This is a genomic window from Agromyces sp. P1_H4, from assembly GCF_056405255.1.
The window spans coordinates 1-5,428 of sequence record NZ_JBFUCL010000259.1; the positions used below are offsets into that span (position 1 = coordinate 1).

Consider the following 5,428-nt stretch of genomic DNA (forward strand, 5'->3'; position numbering starts at 1 on the left):
CGTCGTGCGAGCCATCGGCGACCGCCTCGTACTCCGGCACGAACCCCTCCCGAGTCGACGAAGGGCCGCCCGGATCGACCGGACGGCCCTTGTTGCTCCCCCACTTGGACTCGAACCAAGAACCTATCGGTTAACAGCCGATTGCTCTGCCAATTGAGCTATGGAGGATCGCTTGTTCAGCAGAGACACTCTAGCAAAGGGAGCCCCGGTCTCCCAATTCGAGGCCCCCTCGACAACGCCCGGGGACCGTCAGTAGCCCGCGGCAGGATCGATGCGACCCTCGAGCGGTCGCCCGGCCAGGAACGCGGCGACGTTGCGACGGACCCGCTCGGCGAAGAGCGGCACGACCATCGCCTCAGTGTCGGCGACGTGCGGGGTGATGATCGTGTTGGGCGCGGTCCACAGCGGATGCCCCGTGGGCAGCGGCTCGGGGTCGCTGACGTCCAGCCCGGCGCCGCCGAGTGCGCCAGACGCGAGGGCGGCGACGAGGGCGTCGGTGTCGACCACGCCGCCGCGCGCCACGTTCACGAGCACGGCGCCGTGCGGCATCCGTTCGAGCTCGCGCGCGCCGATGAGCCCGCGCGTCTCGCCCGTGAGCGCCGCCGCCACGAAGACGACCTCGGCGTGCTCGAGCGCCGGGCCCAGGTCGGCGACCCCGACCGTGCGCCACGCACCCTCGACCGGCTCGTCGCGACGGCGGACGACGGTGACGCGCACGCCGAACGGCGCCAGGAGCCGGAGGAGCTCGGTCGCGATGCCGCCGGCCCCGACGATGACCACGTCGGCGCCGAACAGGGTGCGGCCGCGCTCGTCGACGTCCCACTGCTCGGCGCGCACCCGCATCGGCACCTCGCGCAGCACGGCGAGGGCCAGCATGAGCGCGTGCTCGGCGACGGGCTGCGCGTATGCGCCCTTCGCGCTCGTCCACGTGCGACCGTCGTCCTGGAAGCGGGCGAGCAGCGGCGCGAACGCATCGACTCCTGCCCACGGCAGCTGCACCCAGGCGACGCCCTGGTGCGCGTCGAGCGCGTGCTGCAGCGACTCCGCTCCGGATGGCGCGGTCCAGACGATCCCGCGGGTGTCGGGTCCGAGCGCCGCGACCGTGCCGCCTGCCGCGTGCACGGCCGCGGACACCACGGGGTCGCCATCGGGCAGCACGGCGATCGGGCCGGGCGACGCCGGACGCCAGGCGGGGCTCGTCGGCGGCTGGGAGCCCGAGACCACACGATGCGGACGACGCGGCGACGCGGCATCCGTCATGCCGTCGGACCGTCCTCCAGCTCGTCGATCACCGCATGGCCCGCGTCGAGGGCACCGGCGAGGGCCATCACGTAGGGATGGGCGGGATCGTGGAACACCTCGTCGATGGTGCCGAGTGCCGCGAGCTCCCCCTTGTCGAGCACCGCGATGCGATCGGCGGTGCGTCGCAGCACCGGCAGGTCATGGCTGATGATGAGCGCGGAAAACGAGTGGTGCTCGCGGTCGCGCAGCTCGCTGATGAGCTGCGCAACGGCGTCGCGCACGGTCAGGTCGATGCCCGCGGTCGGTTCGTCGGCGATCAGCAGCGACGGGCCGAGCACGAGCGCCTGTGCCAGGGCGACGCGCTGGCGCTGCCCCCCGCTCAGCTCGTAGGGGAACTTGTCGAGCATGCCGAGCGGGAGCCGCACGGCGTCGATCATGGTCGCCACCCGGGTCTGCAGGGCCTTGCGGTTGTACCGCCGGTCACGCTCGAGGATCGGCTCGGCCACGATCTCGGACACCGTGCGGTCGCGGGGCAGCATGGCGGCCGCATCCTGCGGGAGGTAGCCCACGTGGAACTGCAGCTCGGGCACCTTCCGTCGCGGCAGCGAACGGAGGCGATGTCCGAGCACCGTGGCCTCTCCCCCGGTGATGACGGGCCGCACCTCGGCCGACTGCGGATCGAACGCCACGCCCGAGAGCACCTTGGCGAGCGTGCTCTTGCCACTGCCGGCGCTGCCGAGGAGCCCGAGCACCTCGCCCGGGTGGATGGTCAGCGTCAACCCGTGCAGGGCGACGTGCGCAGGGCTCGGCCCGTGCGACGGGTACTCGAGTGACAGGTCGCTCAGCACCACCGGGAAGCCGTGCGCCGCGCCCCGCATCAGTCGCCCTCCCGGAGGCGCCGGAGCTCCTCACGCCGCTCGGCCTGCGCGGCCGGATCGGGCACGGGAAGCGAGGCGAGCAGGCGCTGCGTGTACGGGTCGACGGGCGAGCCGAGCACCTCGAGGCCCGTGCCCTCCTCGACGAGGCGGCCGTGGTAGAGCACCGCGATGCGGTCGGCGACGAGGTCGACCACCGCGAGGTCGTGGCTGATGAAGAGCGACGCGAAGCCGAACTCGCGCTGCAGCTCGGCGAACAGCTCCAGCACGCGGGCCTGCACCGACACGTCGAGGGCCGAGGTCGGCTCGTCGGCGATCAGCAGCTCGGGCTCGAGCGCCAGCGACCGTGCGAGGCTCGCGCGTTGGCGCTGGCCGCCCGACAGCTCGTGCGGGTACCGGTCGCCGTAGGCCTTGGGCAGCTGCACGGCCTCGAGGAGCTCATCGACCCGCGCGCGCGCCGCCCGAGGGTTCTTCGCGCGGCCGTGGATCACGAGCGGCTCGGCGACGCACTCGGCGATCGTGAGGAGCGGGTTGAAGCTCGATGCCGGGTCCTGGAACACGAACCCGATGCGGCTGCGGAGCGGACGGAAGTCGCGCTCGCGGATGCCGTTCATCTCCGCGTCGAGCACCTTCAGCGATCCGCCGGTGACCTTCGTGAGGCCTGCGATCGCGCGGCCGATGGTGGTCTTGCCCGAGCCGGACTCGCCGACCAGGCCCAGCACCTCGCCGGGCCGGATGACGAGGTCGACGCCGCCCACGGCCTGGAACCCCGGACGGCCGAACCGTCCCGGGTAGGTGATCTCGAGGCCCTTCGCCTCGACCACCGCCGGCTGCTCCAGCCAGTTCGTCGGCCGCGCTGCGGCGCGCTCGGCGGCCTTCACGGTGCCGTGGCCCACGTACGGCACCGCCGCGAGGAGCTTCTTCGTGTAGTCGGCCTGCGGCGACGCGAAGAGCGTGTGCACGTCGGCCTCCTCGACCACCACGCCCTGGTACATCACGGCCACCCGGTCGGCGAGGTCGGCGACGACGCCCATGTTGTGGGTGATCAGCACGATCGCCGAGCCGAACTCGTCGCGGCAGCGGCGCAGCAGGTCGAGGATCTCGGCCTGCACCGTCACGTCGAGCGCCGTGGTGGGCTCGTCGGCGACGATGAGCCCGGGGTTGAGCACGAGCGCCATCGCGATGACGATGCGCTGCTTCTGGCCGCCGGAGAACTGGTGCGGGTAGTGGTCGATGCGCTCCTCGGGATCGGGGATCCCGACGCGACCGAGGATGTCGATCGCCTTCGCGCGCGCCTCCTGCTTGGAGACGTCGCCGTGCGCGCGGAGTCCCTCCATGATCTGCCAGCCGATCGTGTAGACCGGGTTCAGGGCGGTCGACGGCTCCTGGAAGACCATCGCCACGTCGGTGCCGCGCACCTCGCGGAGCCGCTGCTTCGACACCGTGATGATGTCGCTCTCGCGTGTGCCCTCGCGGTTGGTGAGGATGACCGCGCCGCGCGTCGTCGCCGTCTCGGGCAGGAGGCCGAGGATCGTCTTCGCGGTCACGGTCTTGCCGCTGCCCGACTCGCCGACGATCGCGAGCACCTCGCCGCTCTGCACGGACAGCGAGACGTCGTCGACCGCCTTCACCGCGCCGGCGTCGGTCGCGAACGAGACGCCGAGGTTCCTGATGTCGACCACCGTGCTCATCGCTTGACCTCGATCCCGTGCTCGTCGAACGTCTCTCCGTCTTCGAGGCCGGCGAGTCCGCCGGGCCCCGCGTACAGCACACCTCCGGGCACGACGGAGGTCTGCGCGACCTCGCCGGCCGCCTGCGCCACCCGGCGACGCCCGCGCAGGCGCGGGTCGGCCAGGTCGTTGAGGCTCTCGCCCACGAGCGTGATGGCCAGCACGGTGAACACGATGGCCAGGCCGGGGAACAGTGCCGTCCACCAGATGCCGCTCGTGACATCCGACTGCGCCTTGTTGAGGTCGTAGCCCCACTCGGCGGCCGCCGTCGGCTCGATGCCGAAGCCCAGGAAGCCCAGCGCCGCCATCGTGAGGATCGCCTCCGACGAGTTGAGCGTGATGATGAGCGGCAGCGTGCGCGTCGCGTTGCGGAACACGTGCTTGAACACGACCCGCGAGTTCGACGCGCCGAGGACCTTCGCGGACTCCACGAACGCCTCCGCCTTGATGCGCACCGTCTCGGCGCGGATCACGCGGAAGTACTGCGGGATGTACACGACGGTGATCGCGCCGGCCGCGGCGAGCACGCCCGCCCACAGGTTGGACTGCCCGCCCGAGATCACGATCGACAGCACGATCGCGAGCAGCAGCGACGGGAAGGCGTAGATCGCGTCGAAGACCACGACGAGCACGCGGTCGACCCAGCCGCCGAAGTAGCCGGCGTAGAGTCCCAGCGCCACGCCGATGAAGATCGACAGCAGCACCGCGATGATGATCACGAGGATCGCCGTCTGGGTGCCCCAGATCACGCGGGAGAGCACGTCGTAGCCGCCGACCGTGGTGCCGAACGGGTGCTCGAGCGACGGCGGCTGCTGCGTGCCGAACGCACCCGCGTCGTTCTTGCGCTGCGCGAAGCCGTACGGCGCCAGCAGTGGCGCGAAGATCGCGCAGAGGATGAAGACGGCCAGCATGACGAGGCCGGCGACGAGCATGCCGCGCTGCAGGCCGACACTCTGGCGCAGCTGGTGCACGATCGGAAGCCGGTCGCGGAGTCGTCGCTTCGGGACGGCGGTGACGGATGCCGCGGTCATCTCAGTACCTCACCCTCGGGTCGATGTACGCCGCGATGATGTCGACGATGAAGTTGGTGATGGTGACGATGACGGCGAGGAGCACCACGATGCCCTGCACGGCCATGAAGTCACGCGACTCGATGAACTCGGCCAGGATGAACCCGAGTCCCTTCCACTCGAAGGTGGTCTCGGTGAGCACCGCTCCCGACAGCAGCAGCGCGATCTGCAGGCCGATGACCGTGATGATCGGGATGAGCGCCGGACGATACGCGTGCTTGCGGAGGAGCCGCGACTCGGCGACGCCGCGCGAGCGAGCCGCGTCGACGTAGTCGGTCGTGAGGGTGCCGATCACGTTGGTGCGCACGAGGCGGAGGAAGATGCCGGCGGTCGCGAGGCCCAGGGCGATCGACGGGAGCACGGCGTGCATGAGCACGTCGCCGAGCACCGCGGGGTCGCCGGTCATCAGCGCGTCGATCGTGTAGAAGCCGGTCTTGTTCGGCAGGGTCTGCATCTGCAGCTCCGCGCTCACGCTGGCGCGGCCGGCGACCGGGAACCACTTCAGCCACAC

Annotated in this window: 5 protein-coding genes and 1 tRNA gene; all 6 read right to left on the reverse strand. The window is 71.1% G+C overall.

Features of this window, described 5'->3' with window-relative positions; all coding sequences use genetic code 11:
* Positions 1-95: 95 nt before the first annotated feature.
* Positions 96-168 (reverse strand) — tRNA-Asn (locus AC1DY2_RS14525).
* A gap of 81 nt (positions 169-249) precedes the next feature.
* Entirely contained in the window at positions 250-1,260 is a 1,011-nt protein-coding gene (locus tag AC1DY2_RS14530; RefSeq protein ID WP_476763070.1) for a D-isomer specific 2-hydroxyacid dehydrogenase family protein, read from the reverse strand.
* Positions 1,257-2,120 carry an ATP-binding cassette domain-containing protein gene (locus AC1DY2_RS14535; protein ID WP_309978315.1) on the reverse strand — a complete coding sequence of 288 codons (864 nt, stop codon included), beginning with the start codon at positions 2,118-2,120 and terminating at the stop codon, positions 1,257-1,259. Before AC1DY2_RS14535 ends, AC1DY2_RS14530 begins: the two co-directional genes overlap by 4 nt.
* Positions 2,120-3,808 carry a dipeptide ABC transporter ATP-binding protein gene (locus AC1DY2_RS14540; RefSeq protein ID WP_476763071.1) on the reverse strand — a complete coding sequence of 563 codons (1,689 nt, stop codon included), beginning with the start codon at positions 3,806-3,808 and terminating at the stop codon, positions 2,120-2,122. The genes AC1DY2_RS14535 and AC1DY2_RS14540 overlap by 1 nt, the downstream gene beginning before the upstream one ends.
* A complete protein-coding gene (locus AC1DY2_RS14545) occupies positions 3,805-4,878 on the reverse strand; it encodes an ABC transporter permease (protein ID WP_476763072.1) in 1,074 nt (357 codons plus the stop codon). The genes AC1DY2_RS14540 and AC1DY2_RS14545 overlap by 4 nt, the downstream gene beginning before the upstream one ends.
* A 1-nt stretch (position 4,879) precedes the next feature.
* Positions 4,880-5,428, reverse strand: a 549-nt coding sequence (locus tag AC1DY2_RS14550; protein WP_476763073.1) for an ABC transporter permease, incomplete at its 5' end; no start/stop codon positions are given.

Excerpts from the sequence above, each read along its gene's own strand:
- AC1DY2_RS14535 (WP_309978315.1), bottom strand. The coding sequence starts at position 2,120 with ATGCGGGGCGCGGCGCACGGCTTCCCGGTGGTGCTGAGCGACCTGTCA.
- AC1DY2_RS14540 (WP_476763071.1), bottom strand. The coding sequence starts at position 3,808 with ATGAGCACGGTGGTCGACATCAGGAACCTCGGCGTCTCGTTCGCGACC.
- AC1DY2_RS14545 (WP_476763072.1), bottom strand. The coding sequence starts at position 4,878 with ATGACCGCGGCATCCGTCACCGCCGTCCCGAAGCGACGACTCCGCGAC.
- AC1DY2_RS14530 (WP_476763070.1), bottom strand. The coding sequence starts at position 1,260 with ATGACGGATGCCGCGTCGCCGCGTCGTCCGCATCGTGTGGTCTCGGGC.